Below are 290 nucleotides of genomic sequence, written 5' to 3'. Positions count from 1 at the left end.
GCTGCTATCCGCAACTTGCGAGACTACAGCATCTTTGGGTGGAAGCTGGGAGGGTGCTTTGACTTACGAGGACATTGCCGGTCACCCGGCACTGCATGCTTGTGTGCGCGCGCAAGCCATGGCGATGCAGCACGCCTATGAGGGAAATCCGCGGGCATCCTCGGTCTTTGCCACCCAGCAACGCTGGCTGATGGCCCATATCGGTCTTGCCTTGTATTTTCGCAGGGATCCCAGCGACTACCGGAAGGAACTGACGGCGGCGCGTTTTGTCGACGTCACCGTCCAGCACG

At 60.0% G+C, this 290-nt stretch carries 1 pseudogene; it reads left to right on the top strand.

What is annotated here, in order from left to right:
* Window positions 1–58: 58 nt before the first annotated feature.
* Window positions 59–290 (top strand): annotated as a pseudogene (locus EN807_RS34685) (hypothetical protein); the annotation flags it as partial.

The sequence above is a fragment of the Mesorhizobium sp. M5C.F.Ca.ET.164.01.1.1 genome (assembly GCF_004792125.1).
GTDB classification, from domain to species: domain Bacteria; phylum Pseudomonadota; class Alphaproteobacteria; order Rhizobiales; family Rhizobiaceae; genus Mesorhizobium; species Mesorhizobium wenxiniae.
The sequence above is the reverse complement of the archived record's forward strand: the minus strand, read 5'-3'. Positions and strand labels throughout refer to the sequence as shown.